The organism is Nostoc sp. CENA543 (genome assembly GCF_002896875.1).
Taxonomy (GTDB): Bacteria; Cyanobacteriota; Cyanobacteriia; order Cyanobacteriales; family Nostocaceae; genus Trichormus.
In genome coordinates, this window is the sequence record NZ_CP023278.1 from 1,437,159 (window position 1) to 1,459,019 (window position 21,861).

Below are 21,861 nucleotides of genomic sequence, written 5' to 3' on the forward strand. Positions count from 1 at the left end.
ATCCAAACACCATCAATGATAGACCACGATAGATTATTTAAAGAATTAATCCAAACCTTCTTTTGGGAATTTATAGAATTATTCCTACCAGAAGTATTAGACTACGTAAATAAAGACAGCCTCACATTTTTACCAGAAGAAATATTTACAGATGTCACCTCTGGAGACAAAAGAAAAATAGACTTACTCGCCAAAGTCAAATTTAGAGAACAAGACACATATTTTCTGATTCACCTCGAAAATCAAGCATATAACCAAAAAGAATTTGAACGGCGGATGTTTCATTACTTCGCCCGTTTAGATGCTAAATATCTATTACCAATCTTCCCCATAGTCATCTTTTCTTACGACGAACCCAAACGCCCAGAAAAAAGCCAATATACAGTTAACTTCCCTAACAAAAAAATCCTGGAATTTAATTACATCGCCATTCAACTAAATAACCTCAACTGGCGCAACTTTTTAAACCAACCAAACCCTGTTGCGGCTGCATTAATGGCAAAAATGGACTTTAAACCAGAAGAAAGAGTCCGAGTTAAACTAGAGTGCTTAAGGATGTTAGTAACCTTGCAGTTAAACCCTGCTAAAATGGAACTAATTTCCGGTTTTATTGACACCTATCTCAAATTAAACGCTACAGAAGAACAAGCACTTGATACCGAATTAAAACAAGCCAACTTAGTAGAAGAGGAAGGAATCATGGAAATTGTCACCAGTTGGATGGAAAAAGGAATTGAAAAGGGAATTGAAAGGGGAATTGAACAAGGGGAACAAAAGATTATTAAAAGACAACTAAAACGACGCTTTAATAATATTGATTCTACGTTAGAAAGCCGGATTGATTCTTTATCTGTAGAGCAAATAGAAAATCTGGCAGATGCGATTTTTGATTTCCAAGCTGTAGAAGATTTGATAAATTGGTTAGATCAACAAAATTGAGGAAATTTTTATAAGTAAACCTTAAACTTTTATGGTGCGTTACGTTACGCTTTGTTTTAATGCACCATAAAATCCCTATCTCAAATTAAACGCTACAGAAGAACAAGCACTTGATACCGAATTAAAACAAGCTAACTTATGTTGAAGAGGAAGGAATCATGGAAATTGTCACCAGTTGGATGGAAAAGGGAATTGAAAGAGGAATTGAACAAGGGGAACAAAAGATTGTTAAAAGACAACTAAAACGTCGCTTTAATAATATTGATTCTACGTTAGAAAGCCGGATTGATTCTTTATCTGTAGAGCAAATAGAAAATCTAGCAGATGCGATTTTTGATTTCCAATCTGTAGAAGACATCATCAATTGGCTAGACCAACAAAATTGATAGCATATTTATAAGTACAGCTTAAATTGGTAGGGTGTGTTAGCGATAGCGTAACGCACCCCATACATACTATTTCTTAACGCTAAAAACTTATGACTCAAAAAACTTATCAACTTCCCATAACCTTCGAGCAAATTCTTAATCTTGTCCTAGAGCTTCCAGCACAAGAACAAGAACAACTCATTCAAGCAATAAAAAACCACTCTCTAGAAAATAAAAATGAAGATTTAGTCAGTGTTTTTGACAGAATCGGCAAAAATGCTCAAGCCAAAGGACTAACAGAAGAAATTCTAGAAGAATTACTCGCCGATGAATCATAAACTAATTGTCATTGACACCAATGTTTTACTTAGTGCTGCTTTGAGTCCAGATGGAACAGCCCGTAAAGCTCTCAATAAAGCTTATAAACAATTCAAAATTGCTCAAAGTGAGGAAACTTATCAAGAATTGAAGACACGCATTTACAAAGCTAAGTTTGATAAATATATCTCAAATGAAGACCGACAATATTTTTTAGATGCAGTTAAGAAATACAGTCAATTTATAGAAGTTAACTCTCAACTAAACACTTGTAGAGATCCAGATGATAACAAATTTTTAGAACTTGCTGAAGACTCTAATGCCGAGTTTTTAATCACAGGTGATAAAGACCTTTTAATACTCAAGGACTTACCCGAATATCAAAATCAGATTATTACACCAAGTGACTTTCTCGCCATTGATTAATTCACGTTTTATACTTGATTATGTTTATACCTGGTGAATTATGCACACGGAAGATAAATTTGAGGACATTATTGAACGGGAATTACTGCAAATTAGTGGCTATCACCAAGGTAAAGCAAATGACTACGACGCAGATACAGCCCTTTTTCCCAGGGAAATTATTAATTTTATCCAAAGAACTCAACCCACACAATGGAAACGCCTAGCTAACACTAGCCCCGATGATGCTGAGAAAATTGTTATAGATAGCCTGACTAAAGAACTCAAAAGCCGGGGTATGCTTGATGTTCTCCGCAATGGCTTTAAATGTTACGGTAAAACTCTACAAGTCGCTTACTTTCAGCCAAATACAGGGATGAACCCCCAAACTTTGGCACTTTACGAACAAAATCGCCTCACTATCACGCGCCAAGTTAAAATTAAAACCGGACGCATCCCTGATATTCTCCTCAGCATCAACGGTTTACCCATCGCAACTATCGAACTGAAAAACCCCCTGACTGGGCAAACTTACCAAAATGCTATTCATCAATATAGAACGGAGAGAGATCCTAAAGATCCCCTATTTGCTTTTAAACAACGCTGCTTAGTTCACTTCGCTGTAGATACCGAAGAAGTTTGGATGACTACTAAGGTGGCTGGGGAAAATACTTATTTTTTACCCTTCAATAAAGGTAATCATCATGGTGCAGGTAATCCAATCGGCGATAATGAAGAATATCGCACGAGTTACTTTTGGTTAGAAGTTTTACAAAAAGATAGCCTTTTGGATATCTTAGCCCGTTTTTTACATATCGAAATTAAGGAAACTAAAATTCCTACCGCCACTGGGGTGAATTACCAGAAAAAAGAAACTCTGATTTTCCCCCGCTATCATCAACTGGATGTGGTGCGGAAACTCATCACCCACGCTAAACAATATAAAGCCGGACATAATTATTTAATTCAACATTCCGCAGGTTCAGGAAAATCAAACTCCATCGCCTGGTTAGCCCATCGCCTCGCTAATCTCCACGACAACCAAGACGAAAAAATCTTTCATACCGTTGTTGTGATCACAGACCGCACTGTTCTAGACCAACAACTACAAAACACTATATATCAATTTGACCATAAAGCCGGAGTTGTGCAGAAAATTGACGAAGACACCCAACAACTCGCCACAGCCCTCAGCGACGGTGTACCGATTATCATTTCTACAGTGCAGAAATTCCCCTTTATTACTAAAGCCATTGAGACTTTAGGGAAAAAAGGTAAAACCATAGATATTACTACTAAAGATAAACGCTTTGCGGTGATTGTGGATGAGGCGCATGGTTCGCAAACGGGAGAAACCGCCCAAGAACTCCGCAAAATCTTAAATCAAGATGGGATAGAAGCAGCGATCGCATCCCAACTGCTAGAAGATGAATTAGAGGAAGATGACCTCAGTGATGAAGCCAAACAACAACTCCTTAAAGAACAACTCACCCGCACCAAACAACCAAACCTGAGTTACTTCGCTTTTACCGCCACTCCCAAACACAAAACCCAACTTGTATTCGACGAACCGGGAGAGAACGGCCAAGTTCCCTTTCATCTCTACACTATGCGCCAAGCGATTGAGGAAGGCTATATTAAGGACGTTTTAGCCAATTACACCTGTTACGACCGCTATTACGAACTTGTCCGCATATCTGAAAATGACCCTGACTTACCCCGTCGCCAAGCAGCTAAGGCGATCGCTCGATTTATTGAACTCCATCCCCACAATATCGGCCAAAAAGTTGAAATTATTGTAGAACATTTCCGCAACCATACCCGCCACAAAATTGGGGGTGGAGCTAAAGCAATGGTTGTCACCAGTTCCCGTGAACACGCCGTTAGATATAAACGCGCCTTCGATCAATACATTAAAGAAAAAGGCTATAGCGATATTAAATCCCTAGTTGCCTTTTCTGGTTCTATTACCCTGGATGAATTACCGGGAGAAAAATTTACGGAAGTCAACATGAATGGTGGGATAAAAACTTCTGAAATTCCTGATAAATTTGCCAGTGATGCCTATCAAGTGCTGCTTGTCGCTAACAAATTCCAAACCGGATTTGACCAACCATTACTGCATACTATGTTTGTGGATAAAAGACTTGATGGAGTCCAAGCCGTCCAGACTTTATCTCGCCTCAACCGTACCACCACAGGGAAAGAAGATACTTTCGTCTTAGATTTCGTCAACAAACCTGAAGATATCTACAAAGCCTTTAAACCCTACTACGAAGAAACTCCCGTTGGCGAAACCGCCGATCCACAACAATTAAATGACCTGTCTTACCAACTTTATGAATGGCAACTTTTCAGCCAAGACGATGTAAACCAGTGGTGTGAAATTTGGTTTCGCCCGAAAACCTCTCTTACTGGAAGCGAACACAAAAAATTAAATACATTACTAGACCCAATTATTGAAAATTATCAAGCTCTGCAAGACCCACAGAAAGAACAGTTTAAAACCCAACTAACCAGTTTCCGCAATCTCTACCTATTTCTGGCACAGATTATTCCTTATCAAGATTCAGAACTGGAAAAGCTTTATGCTTATGGGCGGTTTCTCCTCAAGAAATTACCCCGCAGTACCGAAGCACCAAAAATTGATTTATCTGGAGATATCGAACTAAAATTTTATCGTCTTGAGAAAATCAGTGAAGGAAAGATTGATTTAACCGAAGGTCAAGCAGAACCATTACGGGGTGCGATCGCCATTGGGACTCGTCAGCCAGATCAAGAAGTTCCCCTATCACAGCTTATCGACACCCTTAACGAACGTTTTGGTACTAACTTCACCCCAGCCGACCAACTCTTTTTTGAGCAGATTACCGAAACTGCGATCGCTAATGAGTCCATCAAGCAAGCGGCTCAAGTCAATACAAAAGAAAACTTTGCCCCCGTTCTCGAAAAGCATCTAGAAAATCTCTTTATCGAACGTATGGACGGTAACGAGAAAATCTTTATGCAGGTGATGAATAGCGAAGAATTTAAAGCTGTTGTGTTTGAGAAATTACTAGCTAGTATTTACGAGAGTATCAGAAGCGAACATTCATGATTAGAGCTGATTCGTCAAGAAAATCTCAAGAGAACTGAATCTGACTAAAATCAGGTTATAGGCTAAATCGGGTGTAGTTATATTGATTTCGATGAGCCGTTTACCCGAAATTGAGAATCCGCACCACACTATGGCAGATTTATTCATAGCTTATGGCATAGGATGGAAGAGCAGATCAGGGAAAAAGTAATTAAAAATAACCCAGGTAGAAAAGGCAATAGATATCGCTATAACTGCGAGAACTGGTATTAAAGAAAGATATCTTAGGAAATATGACTGTTCTTTGTTTTTTGTCTGCATAATATCCTCCAAATGCCATGAATATTTCCACAAGTTTTTGTTGTCCAAAATTAAAGATTTTGTGATACATTAGTACCCATTACTTTAGAAGGCATGACAAGGCCATAGTAAACAGCAGCGATCGCAGATAAAGCATTGAGCCAAACATTATTACCAAAGAGTGGCATTAAACCAAAAAATGTCTTAGTGAAAGGCAACAAACCCATAATTGCTAATACAACATAAGCAATTGCAAAGGTACGATTAAATAAACGCGCACTGCTAGCACTGGTATAAGAAGCAATGCCTAATAGTCCCACAGCACACCGCACTAAATTATGTAAGAAATTGGTGGGAAATAAGCCAAATATATAACCAAAACCAGCAGCGTAGGTATTAGGGGACTCATCTAAGGGAATAAAAGATGCACTTGTTCCTGGTAAAGAGACCACAGCAGGTGTAAATCCTGCTAAACCCAATAATAAAAAGAGAATACCGATAGACAAAGCACAGTAACGCTCTACCATTCTTGCAGTTTCGCTGTTTTCCATATTCTTCTCCTAATATGATGCAATTGTCGGTGAAGATTAACTGCTAACTTAAAGCGCATAACAGTTAATACGTTTAACCTAAAATAATGCTCTGTTTGGTTCGATTAATTGGAAGATATAACACTTTTTATTCAAAAGAATAATTTTAAATATTCACTCTATCAAAAGGTATGGTTAAAATTTGAAATCAAAGTGGGAATATGACTTAAATAATTACTTGCTTCGTTTAATTATTTGTATATTCTTCTACTACTACAAAAAAGGAATACTCAATTAGTATAGGTAGCCCGATGTGACACTTCTGAAATAGTTAATGCTTTAATGCCTTGAATCCAAAATATGATTACAAGTTGTACCAGAAAACTGGTTCATTATTCCAGGTGGTTCTCAATTTGAGTCAGCTAATAGTAAGATACGGCTACTCTTTGTTTTAATTTAACGGTCTAAAGACTGATACTACTTTATACCTTTAGAGCTATGAAGCAAAAACAAATAATGATTATTGTCAAGTAATTGAGGAAGTAAGTTTTTTGCTACTTAAGTGAGGTTTACGATCATGTCACAACAAATTATTTCGTCAGATTCAATGCCTATTGAATCTGATAGACAACTGTTGCTTGAATTAACTACAGAAGCAGCAGCTACAATCATTGGTGGACAACAGCGCAGATTTACAAGAAACCAAGTGCGGGATCTTTTAGGAAAAAGGGATTTCCGAAACAAGTGTGAATATTCAGATCCAGAAATATTTGAAAGAAGAAGACAGCTTTATGTTAGGTTTACAGCAACTTGTCCAGTTGGGGGCTAAAATTCCAGTTAGTTTAATCTTTCCGTATTCAACTCTGGAAAATCTAGCAAAGGTTGTTTGGTGAAGCGATAATAAAAGAAGGTTGGAAGCCTCAAACCTCCAACCTTCTACGTTCTAGCTTTCTTCAGGAATTACAGTTGCGGAACGTATTGAGATTTTTCTGGTACATCTGTGTACTCAGCGACAATTTGCCGGAATTCGTCACCGTCGATAGTTTCTTTTTCAATCAGCAAATCGACTAAGCGGTCTGTCACAGTGCGATGTTCCCGCATAATCTTCTTAGCGTTTTCATAGCATTCTTCGACAATTTCTCGGACTTGAGAGTCGATTCTAGCGGCAATTGATTCAGAATAATCGGATCTGGTCATCCAGTCACGACCCAAGAATACTTCCCCTTGTTGGCTTTCCAAGGATAGAGGGCCTAAATCAGACATCCCGAAGCGTGTCACCATTTGACGCGCCATTCCTGTCACTTGTTGTAAGTCGCCGCCTGCACCGGTGGTGACTTCCGCCGCGCCGAAAATGACATCTTCTGCTGCACGACCACCCAAAGCACCAGTAATTCTAGCTTTGAGTTGAGAACGGGAAATTAAACCTTGTTCTTCGTTGGGAGTAAACCAAGTTAAGCCTTGTGCTTGTCCCCGTGGAATGAGGGTAACTTTCTGCACTGGGTCATGGTCTTTTAATAAAGTTCCGACTAAGGCATGTCCGATTTCGTGGTAAGCAATTAAGCGTTTACTCTTGCTGTCTACTAATGGTGTCCCTTCCATACCAGCGACAACTCTATCTACAGCGTCGTCAATTTCGGTAAGAGTGATACCTTCTTTGCGTCTTCTGGCGGTGAGAATTGCAGCTTCATTGAGGAGGTTAGCTAAATCCGCACCGGTGAATCCTGGTGTACGGCGAGCGATCGCTTCTAATGATACGCTGGTGTCAAGTTTTTTGTTGCGCGCATGGACTTGCAGAATTTCCAAGCGGCCTTTGATATCTGGTGCATCCACTGTAACTTGTCTGTCAAAACGACCAGGACGCAACAGGGCTGCATCTAATACGTCAGGACGGTTGGTAGCAGCAATAATAATGATGCCTGTGTTACCTTCAAAACCATCCATTTCGGTGAGTAACTGGTTGAGGGTTTGTTCTCTTTCGTCGTTACCGCCACCGATACCTGCACCCCGTTGTCTACCTACAGCGTCAATTTCATCAATAAAGATGATACAGGGAGCGTTATCTTTAGCTTTTTTGAACAAGTCACGGACACGGGAAGCACCCACACCCACAAACATTTCTACGAATTCTGAACCAGAGATACTAAAGAATGGTACACCAGCTTCACCTGCGATCGCTTTTGCAAGTAAAGTTTTACCTGTTCCTGGAGGCCCGACTAGTAACACACCTTTGGGAATGCGCGCCCCAACAGCTGTAAATCTTTCTGGTTGTTTTAAGAAAGTTACAACTTCTTGGAGTTCTTCTTTAGCTTCTTCAATCCCAGCTACGTCGTCAAATTTTACACCGGTTTTCGCTTCCATTTGGAAACGCGCTCTGGATTTACCGAAGTTCATTGCTTGACCAGGGCCACCAGGGATGTTGTTCGAGCGACGGAACAAAAAGAACAATCCCGTAATCAATAAGATTGGGAAAATTAGATTGCCTAAAAGTCCCCAGATAGCACCATCATTGCGGACTGGATGAGCATCGAAACTAACTTGTTTGTCTTTAAGTTTACTAATTAACTCTGGTGCGTTAATTGGTAAATCTACACGCCAGCGTTGAGTACGATTTTCAATATCTTGGTCAACAGCTTCGATAATTGCTGTTCTACCACCTTCATAAAGATCCACACTGGTTACACGACCAGCATCCAAGTATTCCAGAAAGCGGCCGTAAGTCATGCGCGTATTAGCAGCATTTCTCGTCATGTCAGCAGGATTTCCTGCAAACGCCCCTTGCCAAAAGAAAAAGCCAATTACCAAAGCAGGCAATGTCCAGAGTACGAGGACTCTCCAGGAGAATTTCATTTTAATTTGCCTCTAGATGCCAATTTACAATTAGATATTTCTAGCAGCTAAAATCGCTAGATAGTTGTGAAACGGATGTTTATAACTCCATTTTGTTTAATTTGATATCAAATCAGGCAATACCACAAAGCTAGACCTGCTTATGTGAAATCTGAGATCCCGACAAGAATCTTAATTAAATTTAACCTAATTCTAATACAACATGGCGATCAAGGGGAGGGATTGGGGACTGGGGACTGGGCATTGGGCATTGGGCATCGGGAATTGGGCATGAATATTAATCTGTTCCCTGTTCCCTGTTCCCTGTTTCCTAATGACTAATGACTATTGACTATTGACTACTGACTACTTCACCTCCGTAATTTTTAATGTATAGGGAAAATATTTGCCTTCATCGTAAGAACCAATCCAGACTTGATAATCTCCTGGTAGCCATTCACCTACTATGCCGGGGTTTTTGCCGTCTAAGTCGTCGTTACACCAAGTCCCGCCAGTGCCTTTAACGATGATGGTAGTGTCTTGGGGTGAATCTATTTGCAGCTTTAGGTAGTTAAATTTACTGGTTAATTTAATAGTGTGGTCTGGTGTTTCATCTACAAAGCCGTTACATGGCCCTGTAGATGTGTCTATCCTCCCAGCAATTTTGTGTCCTGCGACCGAGCCACCACTCATACCCCGAACTGTGAGAGGGTCTGGTGAAAATTTGTGACTGATAGTAATGTCTCCAAAAATCGGGGGTGCGTCTTGGGCTGTGCTGGCGGCAGGAAGTGCCGATATAACGCCAAGTGTAACTATCATTAAAGATAATCGAGTTCCTTGAAATAGCGTTGTTTTCGACATAGTGATCACATAAGTATATCAGTGTTCTTGAAGACACTAATTTTACCAATTAAGTTCCAGAAATGAGAGAAATTGACTATGTAGTCATTAGTCATTAGTCATTAGTCATTAGTCATTAGTTTTTCTTCCTTGTCTCCCCCTGCTCCCTGCTCCCTGCCCCCTGCCCCCTTGCCCCCTTGCCCCCTGCCCCAATCCCTACCCTATCGCCTGATTTAGACGCGGTTTATCTAAGCCAATCTGATTGAGGAGTAACCAAGATTGGATGAGGTCTGGCCCGTGTACGTCTCCTGTTAGGGCGGCACGCAGCGATCGCATGACTAGTCCTTTTTTGACGTTTTGGGCTTTGACTACTTGTTTAATAATGTCTTGGGCAAATGCTTCTGTGAGTTGGGGTTGAGTTTCTAAGGCGGCGATGATAGCTTGTAGAACTTCACTAGAGCCTGGTTGTTGTAATTGTTGGCTACCTTCTGCGCTCAATTCTATCGTCTCGCTAAAAAACATTTTGCTCATCTCGACAGCATCTGTTAACCGCGTCAAGCTAGCACCGAGTAAACCCACTAATTTCTCCAACCAAGCCCTGTCTCGTCCGCCATCAAATTGATATCCGGCAGTTTCCCAATAAGGAATAATTAAATCTGTGAGCTGGTCTATGGGCATATTATGGATATATTGACTGTTTAACCAGTCGAGTTTTGCCCAGTCAAATTTTGCGCCGGCTTTATTAACACGCTCAAAAGTAAATTCTTTGGCGGCGGCTTCTAAGGTAAATATTTCTTGGGTCGAGTCTGGTGGCGACCATCCTAACAAGGTCATGTAGTTAACTAAACCTTCGGCGGTAAAGCCCATTTGCTTAAAGTCAGAGATGGAGGTCACGCCATCCCGCTTGGAAAGTTTACGCCCTTCCATGTTTAAAATTAAGGGCGAATGGGCAAATTCGGGAATTTCTGCACCAAGAGCTTCATAAAGCAGAATTTGCTTGGCTGTATTGGCGATGTGGTCTTCTCCGCGAATCACATGAGTGATTTGCATATCAATATCATCTACCACAACCACAAAGTTGTAGAGGGGTTGACCAATGCCTTCCTCGGAAGCACGGGCGATGACCATATCACCACCTAAATCACTACCGCGCCAAGACATTTTGCCTCTAACAAGGTCGTTCCAGACAATTTCTCGGTCATCGTCAATTTTAAAGCGGATGACGAAACTCCGCCCTTGGGCTTGGAATTGAGCTTCTTGTTCTGGGGTGAGGTTACGGTGGCGGTTGTCGTAGCGGGGGGCTTCGTTTTTGGCTTTTTGTGCTTCTCTTAAGGCTTCGAGTTCTTCAGATGTGGTGTAGCAGCGATAAGCTAAACCTTTGTCTAGAAGTTTTTGTACGGCTTGTTTGTACAGGTCTAGACGGTCGGATTGAAAGAACGGCCCTTCATCCCAGTTCAACCCTAACCATCGCAATCCTAACAGAATATTTTCTGTATATTCGGGGCGCGATCGCTCTAAATCTGTATCTTCAATGCGTAAAATAAATGTCCCGCCGTGGTGACGGGCAAACAACCAGTTAAATACGGCTGTTCTCGCTGTACCGATGTGTAAATTCCCAGTTGGACTAGGAGCAATTCTGACTCTGACAGTCACAGTAGTTCTCTCTTTCGCAAAGCAATGATCACTATAACAAGTGCTGAGTATTGAGTCATGTGTTCTAAGTTAGGAATCTATGTATATACTTAGAACTGAACTTACTCAGCACTTGTTTCTCATTAATCTTGGTTTAGAACGGGACTGACGGGGCTCGAACCCGCAACTTCCGCCGTGACAGGGCGGTGCTCTAACCAATTGAACTACAGTCCCTTGATTCGCAACTTCCCTATTATGACTTAGTTACCCTGGGTTGTCAACCTAGTTGGGTGGAAATTTTGGAAAATTTTTTTTGAGGACTAGCGATCGCCCTGATCTGGCATGATTTTGGGTATGGCGATCGCGTTTTGTAGGAGCATCAACAAGGCGATGCCTACGGCGGGCTGCGCCAACGCACTAACAATTGGTTTGAGAACGAATTTCTTGTATAATATTAGAAATTTCTGCTTCTGATTCAATATGTCGTGCCAGCACTTGAGCAGTAGCCTCTAGCAAGCGGTTAGAAAATAACTTAGCTAAATCTTGGCGTAACCCTTGCCCAATGTAAAATTTAAGTAATGCCTCACAGGACATATCTCGACTGTCTGCTATCTTTTTCAGAGATTCTAAAGTATCTTTGGGTATTTCTAGGGATACTGTTTCATTTGGGCGTGGGTGCAGTTGTAAGATAAATTCCTCTTCAGGATTGTTCATAAAGTTTTCTCTCTGTACGAGTCGCAGGACAAGCAGAAATGATGCGAGTTCGTAATCCACGTTCTACATAGACTACAAGCAAAAAACGTTGTTCAAGGGAGTACCCAATGATAAAAGCGCGTTGTTCGCTGCTAGAAGCATTGATAGGGTTTGCATCACCAGTTTGGTAAAAAGGATCGAAAAAAACCTCGGTGGCTTCTTCAAAGGTAACACCATGTTTTTCAATATTGCTCCGCGCTTTGTTGCTATCCCACTCAAATTCAACACCTTGTAGGCGATAAACAATATCCATACATATATTTTATTGTCATAGGCGCGATGCCTACGGCGGGTTGCGCCAATACACTTCCTATGTATGATAGCCTGTTGCTTAAAACAATTGACCGTATGTGAAAATCCCGTTTGGCACTGCGATTGCACTTTGATTCTCAGATAGCGATCGCTGTACAGCCGCGTTGTTATTAGATGTTAGTCCGGTGAACGATCGCCCTGATCTGGCATGATTTTGGGTATGGCGAGCGCGCCTGTTTTCACTGATGCTGAAGGTAAATGCAGCAAAAGCTACTATTGATTCTGAGAGAGCGATCGCCATTGTGGCATTTAGTGATTAACTTGTCTCTCCTGCTGTGATTTCTTGGCAAACTTCAAAAGAAACTAATAGTTGAGCATACAGCGATCGCAAGACCTCTACATCCCCAAGTGTCGCTACCATACTGTCCCTAACACACCATACCTATCTACGTATCTGTTCAAAAATCAAATATGAATCCTATATATAATTTTACTTTTAACACTATATTCTCCATTCTCCCAAAATATCAGGTGATATCCGATTTTTAAAACATTGGTAATTGTCATGAGTGAGTGAATTACTTGAATGGGAAAGCAAATAGCTTAAAAAATAAAGCTATCTGCTTGTTTGCTAACCGAACTCAATTGTTACCCTTGTATTAATGCTTTAAACTGTTCATCATTTCTAATACCATCAAAATCGGGGTTGCCTTTTGCTTCTTGACGGCATCGAGAAGCATTGAGATGTATTGCTTGTTGCAAATTTTCAATTGCTAGCTCAATGTTTCCTTGCAAAGCGTAACAGCAAGCTTTGCCATAATGACCACTTTCATCGTTAGGTTTTAATTCTAGTGCTTTCTCACAACTGACTAATGCTTCCTGATAGCGTCCTGCACGAGCTAGGACAATACCTTGATTAGCCCACCATAGAGGATCGTCTGGTTGAAGTTTGACAGCTTCATTTACATTTGCCAGTGCTTCATCATAACGACCTAATAAACTTAGGACTATACCCTTAACACTCAAAAAACCTGCTTCATTCGGTGTAATCTTTAACGCCTGATTACAGCTAGTCAATGCTTCCTCATAACGCTCTAAGTTCCTCAGTGCATTACTTCGATTTATCCATGCTTCGGGGAATTCATCGTTAATAGCTATGGCTTTGTCACAGCTAGTCAATGCTTCTTCATAACGATCTAAGTTCCTCAGTGCATTACCTCGATTTATCCATACTTCGGGGAAGTCATCTTTAATTGCTATGGCTTTGTCACAGCTAGTCAATGCTTCTTCATAACGCTCTAACTTCCTCAGAGCATTACTTCGATTTATCCATGCTTCGAGGAAGTCATCTTTAATTGCTATGGCTTTGTCATAGCTAGCTAATGCTTCTTCATAACGCTCTAACTTCCCTAGTGCATTACCTCGGTTGAACCATACTTCGGGGAAGTCATCTTTAATTGCTATGGCTTTGTCATAGCTAGCTAATGCTTCTTCGTGACGCTCTAAATTTCCCAGTACATTACCTCGGTTGAACAATGCTTCTAGTAAGTCGTCCTTAATTGCTAAAGCTTTGTCATAGTTAGGCAAAGCCTCTTCATATTCTTTTAATCTATACAGCCAATTACCGACATCTAAAAACAGACGACTGCTGAATTTAGGATAAGTATCAGTAGCAATAAGTTCAGCTTGTTCAATTGCCCGCATTAGCAAATCTTTTCGCTGAATAGGGTTGCTTCTTAGGGATTTATACAACATTCCTGCATACTTACCCAGCCCATCTTTTAACAAGTCAACTTGAGTGAAACCAGGTCTTAATGCTGCCTCTATTTCTTCTTTAGAGGGGCCAGTCCCGGTTTCATACTGAATATCATATTGAGATGGATCATCCGCTAACATTACCCAACTAAAGATAAATCCCAATTTTATGCTTTTCAACAACTTCTCAGTCGAATCTGGTAAGAGTCGATAATTCTCTACTGCTGCTTCCGCAACAACTGCTGCAAAAGGAATCATCACTACTTCCAGTTGCTTTAAATAGCGAGAAGCAAACAAATGGGATATGAATTGACGCTGACCTTCATCTCTTCTTGCAAAAAGAGCATGATAGAGAAATTCAGCAGTGTGCTGTCGCCAATCAGCGTTTTCGTATTTTTCTGGCTCAGGACTATATTGGGTAACTTCTTGGTTCGCTTGTTGCTCAAAATATATAGCTAGCAATTCATGGATTGCACGAAATTGTGTTTTATCATCTTGACAGAATGAAAGTCGAAAAACATTACGGGCCACATCATCCAAGCGATAGCGACCTTGAACAAACTCAACAAAATCACACTTTATTAGCCAATCAAAACAGTTGAAATTAGCACAAGCACCAGTTTCAAAGTCTATTCCTTGTTTTTGCATTAAATACTCAATTAACGACCGATAAAACCAACGGCAACAAGCTGCTATTTGGACTATTTCCTTTTGCTTTGTACTCAATCCTTGCAGTAGTAGATTAGTAATTTCTTGGTTGCCACGAGAAAAATCAATCTCTCTATTGGCTTCCTTCTCTCGTTTAATCCATTGAAGATAATAAGGTAAACCTTTAGTTGCTTTATATATTTTCTGAATATCACCAGATTTGGTAATGCCGATATGCTGAAGATATTCCTTTGTCTGTTCTTTATTGAATTCATCTAGTCGTTGTTCATAAATCAAATCCCTATCCTGCTGAAATTTACGCCAACTTTCCTTCTCAAGTAGAGAACGCCGTCCTGCTACCACAAGGCGAACAGGATAAGATTTTAAAGTCGTATCTTCTAATAAATACTGCCAAAGCCAAGTGTCAATGTCTGGTGGTGCTTTTTCATAGGTATCTAAAATCAACACAGTGGAGTGATTATGCTTTTGAGCTTTCTGTATCAAACCCTGAGCAAAGGCATGAGTTAACTTAGGTATGGGTTCGAGCATTAATTCCTGAAGCTCTTTGTCATTTTTCGTTGCTGGATGCTGTTGCAATAGTTCTTGCATACGCTCTTTACTTGATTTAATCGCCTGTGGTGCATCCGATAACATTCCTCCAGCTTTGACCACAGCATCCAGACCTAAACTTAATGCTGTTCCAGGATCTCCCAAGTAGGCTGCACCTGTTGCTAGCAGTGTTCCTGTTCCTAGTTCCAGCCAATCTTTAACCGTGTTTTGTTGTTCTGTATCAACTGATTTACCTCGAACTGGTTCAGTTTTAAGCTTATAAAAAGTCTCATAATATTGCTCATAAAGTGACGTAAACGGATCGGGTTTATGTGATAAATTTCTTAGGGAAAGTCCAGTAGATTTTGGTAATAGCTCATAAAGCTTCTCCATTAACTTCAGTGGCGTTTGGATATCTGGTGTAAGGCCAAAAGATACTGCGGCAAAGTCAGCTTGCGACTCGTGCATCTCTTTTAGCTTTTTGATGAGGGTAGTTTTGCCAACTCCTCCAAACCCGTAAACCTGAAACAGCAGTGGGTTAGATTCTGGAGATTCTAATGCTTTAGCAAATTTAGCTAAAAAGTCCTTGGCCTGCTGGCGATAAATGTAAGGTATCTGGTTGCTCATTTGGTAATGGAAATACTGAATAGCTGTATAAGATTTTAGCGAGTCTTAATTTGATTCAGCATCTCACAATACCCTGTTTTCAGGAATTATTTAAAAGTAAGGTTGAAACTTCGTAATTTTGATTTTACATTTGATACACAATGATCTCCCCTTTCCCCTTCCTAACTGCAAACTTAATATTCCTCAACAACACCATTATTGATTTCCGTAATCGCTTACGCTGGAGCGGTATTCATTAACTATTCGCATATTTCCATACCAGTGAATGCTGCTTACTATCACCACGACTTACTCCCCAGCGACGGAGTTAGGCTACTTACTCCATAAACACCCAGAGCGTTGTCAGTCCTTTGCTTTGAGTTTTGGACAGGCACACGTATTTTACCCAGAAGCAAATAGCGATCGCTGTACGGCAGCGTTGTTATTAGATGTTGACCCGGTAAAATTGGTACGGGGTAGGAGTGCGAGTTTAGAACAGTATGTCAATGATCGCCCTTATGTGGCATCATCTTTTATGAGTGTTGCGATCGCACAAGTATTCAGCACGGCTTTGGGTGGACGCAGTAAAGATAGACCAGAATTAGCCCAAACTCCCATACCTTTATTAGTCAAAATATCTGTATTACCCTGTCGTGGTGGTGAAGGTTTCCTGCGGGACTTGTTTGAGCCTTTGGGTTACACTGTCAAAGCTACTGGTCATCTTTTAGATGAAAAATTCCCAGAGTGGGGAGAGAGTAAATATTTCACTGTGGAATTACAAAATACTCTCACAGTCAGTGATTTGTTAAGTCATCTCTATGTTTTAATTCCTGTACTTGATGATGATAAACACTATTGGGTAGGGGAAGAAGAAATCGAAAAATTACTGCGTCATGGTGAGGGTTGGTTGTCGCAACATCCAGCTAAGGAACAAATCACTAGACGTTATTTGAAACGTCAGCACCGTTTGACGCGTCAAGCATTAGCACAGTTAGTAGAGGAAGATAATCCTGATCCTGATAGTACAGAAGCAACTCACGCTGAGGAAGAGGCGGCGGTAGAAAAGCCGATTAGTTTAAATCAGCAGCGTATGAATGCGGTAGTTACTGCTTTGAAAGAAAGTAATTCTCGGCGTGTAATTGACTTAGGTTGTGGTCAAGGGAATTTATTAAAATTGCTCATTAAAGATAGCTTTTTTGAGCAAGTTACAGGTGTGGATGTTTCCTATAGATCGTTAGAAATTGCTCAAGAACGATTAGATAGGTTAAGACTTCCTCGGAATCAATGGGAAAGATTACAACTGATTCAGAGTGCGTTGACTTATCAAGATAAACGCTTTGCTGGTTACGATGCTGCGACTGTCATTGAGGTGATTGAGCATTTAGTTTAGATTTACCGCGTTTGGGGTCATTTGAGCGAGTCTTGTTTGAGTTCGCTAAACCCAAAACGGTGATAGTAACAACGCCGAATATTGAATATAATGTGAAATTTGAAAATCTGCCGGCGGGGAAATTGCGACATAAAGACCACCGTTTTGAATGGACGCGATCGCAGTTTCAAGCTTGGGCAAATAAAATAGTAGAAAAGTTTGGTTATGCTGTGGAGTTGCAAGCGATAGGGGAGGAAGATACAGAAGTCGGTTCACCTACACAAATGGCAGTTTTTAGTTACAATAATTAATCTATTTATGAGGAATGGAAGTAGTTATTTTTATTGGCATTCAAGGCGCAGGTAAATCGACTTTCTATTGTCACTATTTTTTTCACACCCACATTCGCATTAATCTAGATATGCTCAAAACTCGTCATCGAGAGCAGATTTTTTTACACGCTTGTTTGGAGAGTAAACAATCTTTTGTTGTCGATAATACTAATCCGACTGTAGAAGAAAGACAGCGTTATATTATCCCAGCTAAGGCGCAAGGTTTTCGAGTTGTGGGGTATTATTTTCAAACTGAATTAGAGGAGTGTAAAAAAAGAAATAGTCAAAGACCTGCTAAACAAGTTGTGCCGCTTGTGGGGTTATTAGGGACGTATAAAAAACTGGTTTTACCAAATTGGGAAGAGGGTTTTGATGCAATTTATAAGGTTAAACCAGATTTAAATTATTCATTTATTATTGAGGAATGGCAGCGTGAAATTTGATGAATTAGATAGTAGAATGCGGGTGTTTGAAACAGCCCACGATCATTGTGTATTACCTGGAATTTATATAGTTGCTAGATTAGATGGACGTAGTTTTACTCGTCTGACTAAAGAAGTACATAAGTTTGAAGCTCCTTACGATGTCAGATTTCGAGATATGTTGCTGACAACAATTGAGCATTTAATGAATTGCGGTATTGATATTCAGTATGCCTATACTCAAAGTGATGAAATTTCCTTACTGTTTGCATATCATGAAGCTACATTCAATCGTAAGGTGAGAAAATTAAACTCAGTTTTAGCAGGAGAAGCTAGCGCAAAATTTTCTTTACTATTAGGTGATATGGGTTGTTTTGATTGTCGCATTTCACAACTTCCCAATGTGGAAGAAGTGGTAAATTATTTTCGTTGGCGACACGAAGATGCTCACAGAAATGCTTTGAATGCTCATTGCTATTGGTGTCTACGGCGTGATGGTCAAAGCGCAACGCAAGCCACTAGTATGATGAAAGGGTTATCTGTGGCTGATAAAAATGAAATGTTATTCCAACATGGGATTAATTTTAATCAGCTTCCTAATTGGCAAAAACGGGGTGTGGGTCTTTATTGGGAAGAATATCAAAAAGAAGGATTTAATCCTATCACTGGTGAAAGTGTTCCTGTGTTACGGCGACGCATTCGGCGGGATTTAGATTTACCGATGAAGGATGAATATAGTCAGTTTGTTGCTGAGTTATTACATAATCTATAGTGGTTCATTTAGTTGAATTGTATAGTTAATATTACTCACGCAAAGGCGCAAAGGCGCAGAGAAAGATAAAAAGAGAAACTAATGACTATTGACTAATGACTATTGACTATTAATTATGAAAATTACTATTCCTGAGTTATCTTTGGTTGTTTTGATTGGTGCTTCTGGCGCGGGAAAATCGACTTTCGCACGTCACCATTTCCAGAGTTTTGAGGTGTTGTCTTCTGATTTTTGTCGGGGGTTGGTTTCTAATGATGAAAATAATCAGTCGGCTTCTGGGGATGCTTTTGATGTGCTGCACTATATTGCAGCTAAAAGATTAGCCGCAGGTAAGTTGACTGTGATTGATGCTACTAATGTGCAGGCGGAAGACCGTAAGGCTTTACTGCAAATGGCGAAACAATATCATTGTTTTGCTGTGGCGATAGTTTTTGATTTACCAGAAGCATTATGTCATGAAAGAAATCAAAAAAGAAGCGATCGCAATTTCGGTTCTCATGTCGTGCGTCGTCACACTCAAATGTTACGGCGTTCTCTGCACAGTCTAGAAAAAGAGGGTTTCCGTTATGTCTATACTCTAAAATCTGTGGAGGAAATTGCATCTGTTGAAATCGAAATTCAACCTCTATGGAATAACAAAAAACACGAACACGGCCCCTTTGATATCATCGGCGATATTCACGGTTGCTGTGATGAATTAGAAGCATTACTACAACAGTTAGGCTACGTGAGGAGGCAGGAGGGCAGGGAGCAGGGGAGACAAGGGAGACAAGGAAGCACAGAAGATTTTACCCCAATGCCCGATGCCCAATGCCCAATGCCCAATGTCCCATCCTTTTGGAATTTCCCCACCTATTACCACCCAGAAGGACGTAAAGCTGTGTTTCTTGGTGATTTAGTAGACCGTGGCCCCCGCATTTTGGATACAGTCAAGTTAGTGCGGAATATGGTTGCAGCCGGGACAGGCTTTTGTGTTTGTGGTAATCATGAACACAAGTTTTTGCGAAAATTACGGGGTAAAAATGTCAAGATAACTCACGGGTTACAGCAAAGTATTGATGAAATGGAAGCGTTACCTGATGGGGTGCGTGAACCTTTCAGCCAAGAACTCGCAGGATTTTTAGATTCTCTCATCAGTCATTATGTCCTGGATGACGGACACTTGGTGGTGGCTCACGCCGGGATGAAAGCGGAAATGCAAGGACGCGGTTCTGGTGCGGTGCGGGAATTTGCTATGTATGGAGAAACGACGGGTGAGATTGATGAGTTTGGCTTGCCTGTGCGTTACAATTGGGCGGCAGATTATCGGGGTGAGGCTTTGGTAGTTTACGGTCATACCCCTGTCCCGGAAGCGGAATGGTTGAATAATACGATTGATATTGATACAGGCTGTGTTTATGGTGGGAAATTAACCGCCTTACGCTATCCCGAAAAAGAATTGGTGAGTGTACCGGCGGCGCGTGTTTACCGTGAACCAACGAAACCATTAGGCAATAAAAGTATTACTCGGACAGCACAACAAGAATTAGATGATGTACTGAATATTGAGGATGTCTTGGGTAAGCGGATTATTAATACTAAACTCCAGCCCAATGTTACCATCCGGGCAGAAAATGCGATCGCAGCTTTAGAAATCATGAGTCGGTTTGCAGCTAACCCCAAATGGCTGATTTACCTACCGCCTACCATGTCCCCACCTGAGACATCTTCCATCCCTGGTTACTTGGAACACCCCACCCAAGCTTTTACCTACTACCAAACCCAAGGAATTACAGAGGTAGTCTGTGAAGAAAAACACATGGGTTCACGGGTAATTGCGGTGATTTGTCGTGATATCGCCGCCACCGAAAAAAGATTTGGGGTGGTGGATGAAGGTATAGGAATTTGCTACACCCGCACCGGCAGACGCTTTTTTGATGACCCAGCATTAGAAGCGCAAGTCTTAGCAAGGGTGAATCATGCTTTAACTGCCAGTAACTTTTGGTCAGAGTTTAATACAGATTGGGTGTGTTTAGATTGTGAATTAATGCCTTGGTCAGCTAAGGCGCAAGGTTTGCTAAGGGGACAATATGCACCTGTGGGAGTTGCATCACACCTCGCTTTAAATGATGCTGTAACTTTATTAGAACAGGCTAATACGCGCAATTTAGATGTCACTACCCTACTCACTCACTACCAACAACGCGCAGAGATGGCGAGTCAATACGTCGCTGCTTACCGTCGCTATTGTTGGCAAGTTGATGATATTGCAGATTTAAAACTTGCACCCTTCCACATTTTAGCCACCGAGGGACAAGTTCACACCGATAAAGACCATCGTTGGCACATGGAACAAGCCGCCAAAATCTCCCACTCAGACCCGGCTTTACTTCTAGCAACTAATTACAAAGTCATCGATTTAACTGACCCCAGTAGCCAAGCTGAGGGGGTGCATTGGTGGTCAGAAATGACACAAGCAGGCGGTGAGGGGATGGTAGTAAAACCTATGCAGTTTATTGTCAAAGGTAGTCGGGGTATTGTCCAGCCTGCGGTGAAGTGTCGTGGACAGGAATATCTGCGAATTATCTACGGGCCTGAATATTCAGCCGTAGATAATTTACAACGTCTGCGTCAACGGGGTTTATCTTTGAAGCGTTCCCTAGCCATGCGCGAATTTGCTTTGGGTGTGGAAGCATTGGAGAGATTTGTGAGTCATGCACCTTTACGTCGTGTCCATGAATGTGTGTTTGGGATTCTAGCTTTGGAGAGTGAACCAATAGACCCCAGATTATAAACCCGCTTGGAAAAATTAGCTCAATTAACATCTACCTCTAGCGAGAAATTCAACAGCTAAGTTTCTCGCTAGAGGTTAATTTAATCTATTAAAAATATATCTATATATTAAGGCTATAGGTTGTCTAAACCTATATACGTAAGTGAGGCTAACAATCATGTCAAAACAAATTATTGCATCTGATTTACTGGTTGATTTATCTACAACAGAACAGCAAATTATTGCTGGTGGACAAGACCGTGGTGGCGATCGCGGAGATTTTAGAGGAGATGATCGAGACAGGGATCGTAAATATTACTGCCGTTATTGCTACGATTGCCGTCCTTACCGTGATTAATTCTATTTAATCAAAAGCTGATTAAATCGTTGATCTGAAATTTTTCTATCGCTCAAGAT

At 40.8% G+C, this 21,861-nt stretch carries 19 protein-coding genes, 1 tRNA gene and 1 pseudogene; 11 read left to right on the forward strand and 10 right to left on the reverse strand.

The genetic code is table 11. The annotated features are described in order from the left end of the window. Positions 1–15 precede the first annotated feature (15 nt). From CLI64_RS06010 to CLI64_RS06030, 5 genes are all read left to right on the forward strand, one after another. On the forward strand, positions 16–939 hold the full coding sequence (locus tag CLI64_RS06010) for a DUF4351 domain-containing protein (protein WP_103136364.1): 924 nt from the start codon (positions 16–18) through the stop codon (positions 937–939). 158 nt (positions 940–1,097) lie between these two features. Continuing rightward, positions 1,098–1,325, forward strand: a complete 228-nt coding sequence (locus CLI64_RS06015) for a DUF4351 domain-containing protein (RefSeq protein WP_225977515.1) — start codon at positions 1,098–1,100, stop codon at positions 1,323–1,325. Positions 1,326–1,417: 92 nt separating this feature from the next. Next, positions 1,418–1,645 carry a hypothetical protein gene (locus CLI64_RS06020; protein ID WP_103136365.1) on the forward strand — a complete coding sequence of 76 codons (228 nt, stop codon included), beginning with the start codon at positions 1,418–1,420 and terminating at the stop codon, positions 1,643–1,645. Then, positions 1,635–2,051 carry a putative toxin-antitoxin system toxin component, PIN family gene (locus CLI64_RS06025; protein ID WP_103136366.1) on the forward strand — a complete coding sequence of 139 codons (417 nt, stop codon included), beginning with the start codon at positions 1,635–1,637 and terminating at the stop codon, positions 2,049–2,051. Before CLI64_RS06020 ends, CLI64_RS06025 begins: the two co-directional genes overlap by 11 nt. A gap of 40 nt (positions 2,052–2,091) precedes the next feature. Continuing rightward, positions 2,092–5,127: a type I restriction endonuclease subunit R gene (locus CLI64_RS06030; RefSeq protein ID WP_103136367.1), complete on the forward strand. Its 3,036-nt coding sequence runs from the start codon at positions 2,092–2,094 to the stop codon at positions 5,125–5,127. Positions 5,128–5,277: 150 nt separating this feature from the next. Here the strand turns inward: CLI64_RS06030 and CLI64_RS06035 are convergent, their stop codons facing one another. After that, entirely contained in the window at positions 5,278–5,427 is a 150-nt protein-coding gene (locus CLI64_RS06035; protein WP_103140612.1) for a PsaJ protein, read from the reverse strand. 50 nt (positions 5,428–5,477) lie between these two features. Further along, complete coding sequence (locus CLI64_RS06040; RefSeq protein WP_103136368.1) at positions 5,478–5,957, reverse strand: DUF4383 domain-containing protein; 480 nt, start codon at positions 5,955–5,957, stop codon at positions 5,478–5,480. Between the two features lie 556 nt (positions 5,958–6,513). Here CLI64_RS06040 and CLI64_RS06045 point away from each other — a divergent pair. Continuing rightward, positions 6,514–6,765 carry a hypothetical protein gene (locus CLI64_RS06045; protein WP_103136369.1) on the forward strand — a complete coding sequence of 84 codons (252 nt, stop codon included), beginning with the start codon at positions 6,514–6,516 and terminating at the stop codon, positions 6,763–6,765. A 131-nt stretch (positions 6,766–6,896) separates the two neighbouring features. Here CLI64_RS06045 and ftsH2 read toward each other — a convergent pair whose 3' ends face one another. The 8 genes from ftsH2 to CLI64_RS06085 form a co-directional block, all read right to left on the reverse strand. Further along, positions 6,897–8,783 (reverse strand): ATP-dependent zinc metalloprotease FtsH2, encoded by a 1,887-nt coding sequence (gene ftsH2 / locus CLI64_RS06050; RefSeq protein ID WP_103136370.1) that lies wholly within the window; start codon positions 8,781–8,783, stop codon positions 6,897–6,899. 345 nt (positions 8,784–9,128) lie between these two features. Continuing rightward, positions 9,129–9,623 (reverse strand): hypothetical protein, encoded by a 495-nt coding sequence (locus CLI64_RS06055; RefSeq protein ID WP_192881684.1) that lies wholly within the window; start codon positions 9,621–9,623, stop codon positions 9,129–9,131. A gap of 195 nt (positions 9,624–9,818) precedes the next feature. Continuing rightward, positions 9,819–11,255 carry a glutamate--tRNA ligase gene (gene gltX / locus CLI64_RS06060; protein ID WP_103136372.1) on the reverse strand — a complete coding sequence of 479 codons (1,437 nt, stop codon included), beginning with the start codon at positions 11,253–11,255 and terminating at the stop codon, positions 9,819–9,821. 139 nt (positions 11,256–11,394) lie between these two features. Beyond that, positions 11,395–11,468, reverse strand: a tRNA-Asp gene (locus CLI64_RS06065). A gap of 183 nt (positions 11,469–11,651) precedes the next feature. Further along, on the reverse strand, positions 11,652–11,948 hold the full coding sequence (locus CLI64_RS06070) for a hypothetical protein (RefSeq protein WP_103136373.1): 297 nt from the start codon (positions 11,946–11,948) through the stop codon (positions 11,652–11,654). Then, positions 11,935–12,240, reverse strand: a complete 306-nt coding sequence (locus CLI64_RS06075) for a BrnT family toxin (protein WP_103136374.1) — start codon at positions 12,238–12,240, stop codon at positions 11,935–11,937. Before CLI64_RS06075 ends, CLI64_RS06070 begins: the two co-directional genes overlap by 14 nt. 78 nt (positions 12,241–12,318) lie before the next feature. Continuing rightward, the gene (locus CLI64_RS30670) at positions 12,319–12,540 is read right to left on the reverse strand and encodes a hypothetical protein (RefSeq protein ID WP_157943201.1); all 222 of its coding nucleotides are present in this window, start codon (positions 12,538–12,540) and stop codon (positions 12,319–12,321) included. Between the two features lie 347 nt (positions 12,541–12,887). Then, positions 12,888–15,818, reverse strand: a complete 2,931-nt coding sequence (locus CLI64_RS06085) for a tetratricopeptide repeat protein (protein WP_103136375.1) — start codon at positions 15,816–15,818, stop codon at positions 12,888–12,890. A 265-nt stretch (positions 15,819–16,083) separates the two neighbouring features. Here CLI64_RS06085 and CLI64_RS06090 point away from each other — a divergent pair. The 5 genes and pseudogenes from CLI64_RS06090 (at position 16,084) to CLI64_RS06110 (ending at position 21,802) form a co-directional block, all read left to right on the forward strand. Next, positions 16,084–17,477 (forward strand): annotated as a pseudogene (locus CLI64_RS06090) (3' terminal RNA ribose 2'-O-methyltransferase Hen1). Positions 17,478–17,491: 14 nt separating this feature from the next. Then, entirely contained in the window at positions 17,492–17,941 is a 450-nt protein-coding gene (locus tag CLI64_RS06095; protein WP_103136376.1) for an ATP-binding protein, read from the forward strand. Next, positions 17,931–18,692, forward strand: a complete 762-nt coding sequence (locus tag CLI64_RS06100) for a tRNA(His) guanylyltransferase Thg1 family protein (RefSeq protein WP_103136377.1) — start codon at positions 17,931–17,933, stop codon at positions 18,690–18,692. Before CLI64_RS06095 ends, CLI64_RS06100 begins: the two co-directional genes overlap by 11 nt. A 115-nt stretch (positions 18,693–18,807) precedes the next feature. Then, on the forward strand, positions 18,808–21,465 hold the full coding sequence (locus CLI64_RS06105) for a polynucleotide kinase-phosphatase (protein ID WP_103136378.1): 2,658 nt from the start codon (positions 18,808–18,810) through the stop codon (positions 21,463–21,465). Between the two features lie 157 nt (positions 21,466–21,622). Beyond that, entirely contained in the window at positions 21,623–21,802 is a 180-nt protein-coding gene (locus CLI64_RS06110) for a hypothetical protein (RefSeq protein WP_103136379.1), read from the forward strand. Positions 21,803–21,861 lie beyond the last annotated feature (59 nt).

Coding starts and splice junctions, on each gene's coding strand:
- CLI64_RS06010 (WP_103136364.1), top strand. CDS start 16: ATGATAGACCACGATAGATTATTTAAAGAATTAATCCAAACCTTCTTT.
- CLI64_RS06015 (WP_225977515.1), top strand. CDS start 1,098: ATGGAAATTGTCACCAGTTGGATGGAAAAGGGAATTGAAAGAGGAATT.
- CLI64_RS06020 (WP_103136365.1), top strand. CDS start 1,418: ATGACTCAAAAAACTTATCAACTTCCCATAACCTTCGAGCAAATTCTT.
- CLI64_RS06025 (WP_103136366.1), top strand. CDS start 1,635: ATGAATCATAAACTAATTGTCATTGACACCAATGTTTTACTTAGTGCT.
- CLI64_RS06030 (WP_103136367.1), top strand. CDS start 2,092: ATGCACACGGAAGATAAATTTGAGGACATTATTGAACGGGAATTACTG.
- CLI64_RS06035 (WP_103140612.1), bottom strand. CDS start 5,427: ATGCAGACAAAAAACAAAGAACAGTCATATTTCCTAAGATATCTTTCT.
- CLI64_RS06040 (WP_103136368.1), bottom strand. CDS start 5,957: ATGGAAAACAGCGAAACTGCAAGAATGGTAGAGCGTTACTGTGCTTTG.
- CLI64_RS06045 (WP_103136369.1), top strand. CDS start 6,514: ATGTCACAACAAATTATTTCGTCAGATTCAATGCCTATTGAATCTGAT.
- ftsH2 (WP_103136370.1), bottom strand. CDS start 8,783: ATGAAATTCTCCTGGAGAGTCCTCGTACTCTGGACATTGCCTGCTTTG.
- CLI64_RS06055 (WP_192881684.1), bottom strand. CDS start 9,623: ATGTCGAAAACAACGCTATTTCAAGGAACTCGATTATCTTTAATGATA.
- CLI64_RS06070 (WP_103136373.1), bottom strand. CDS start 11,948: ATGAACAATCCTGAAGAGGAATTTATCTTACAACTGCACCCACGCCCA.
- CLI64_RS06075 (WP_103136374.1), bottom strand. CDS start 12,240: ATGGATATTGTTTATCGCCTACAAGGTGTTGAATTTGAGTGGGATAGC.
- CLI64_RS30670 (WP_157943201.1), bottom strand. CDS start 12,540: ATGGCGATCGCTCTCTCAGAATCAATAGTAGCTTTTGCTGCATTTACC.
- CLI64_RS06085 (WP_103136375.1), bottom strand. CDS start 15,818: ATGAGCAACCAGATACCTTACATTTATCGCCAGCAGGCCAAGGACTTT.
- CLI64_RS06095 (WP_103136376.1), top strand. CDS start 17,492: ATGGAAGTAGTTATTTTTATTGGCATTCAAGGCGCAGGTAAATCGACT.
- CLI64_RS06105 (WP_103136378.1), top strand. CDS start 18,808: ATGAAAATTACTATTCCTGAGTTATCTTTGGTTGTTTTGATTGGTGCT.
- CLI64_RS06110 (WP_103136379.1), top strand. CDS start 21,623: ATGTCAAAACAAATTATTGCATCTGATTTACTGGTTGATTTATCTACA.